We start from the raw sequence: 760 nt of genomic DNA on the forward strand, positions 1-760 counted from the left end.
AAAGCGTAGATGCTTGGTGGAGTGTGGGCATTTGACTTCAACTAACCCCTCCTCCCCAATCAATCCATCAGGGCTTGCTCCAGCCATTTCTATGGTGGGATGTTGAATGAAACCACATTTTATGACCTCTGTGTCATAAATGATGGCATATTCTTTTAGTGCATCCTCTTCATGCTCAATGCCCCATTGCATAGCTGGTGTTAGATAAGATTGGCTTATTTCCTCTGTTAATCGCTCTGTCATGAGTTTGATTTTGTACTCCTCATATTTGCTAGTAGGTGTTCCTTTGGCTGTTTTACTGAGCACATTGTAAATGTTTGAAGCAGTGACTTTGCCTAATCTTGCTTGAAACCACTCTGCTGTTCTTTGCTCCATGTTACACCGCCGTTTGCTGTTCTTGTTGTGAGAGAGATTGCTCTGCTTTTGCCATTTGTTTGTTTCGTTTATCTTTCAAAAGATGCAATACCGTTTGAGCCTGTCCATCAGACATATCGGCAAGATTGTTGACTTTGGCATAAGCAAGTATCTTGGTTTCTTCTGTTTGGGTTTGTGCCATGAGTGTTCTGATCTCACTGATCTGCTGCGGAAATGCACTTGTGAGAGGCACGTTCCCATCCGTATCATCATCTGCACTCACGACATTAAGAAGCATGCCTAACAGATATCTGCGTGCATAGGTGATAGCAGAGCCAACCGCTTGTATGTTTGATTTACATCCTTTCGTATCATGAGGAAATTTTCCTTCTGTTGCTATTTTATT

At 42.2% G+C, this 760-nt stretch carries 2 protein-coding genes; both read right to left on the bottom strand.

The annotated features are described in order from the left end of the window. A partial coding sequence (locus tag ACFIO5_RS10475) for a lambda exonuclease family protein (protein ID WP_375705368.1) occupies positions 1 to 375 on the bottom strand: 375 nt, incomplete at its 3' end. 1 nt (position 376) lies between these two features. Then, positions 377 to 760 (bottom strand): ERF family protein (locus tag ACFIO5_RS10480; RefSeq protein WP_375705369.1); only part of this gene is annotated, 384 nt, incomplete at its 5' end.

This window comes from Bartonella sp. AA86SXKL, assembly GCF_042196885.1.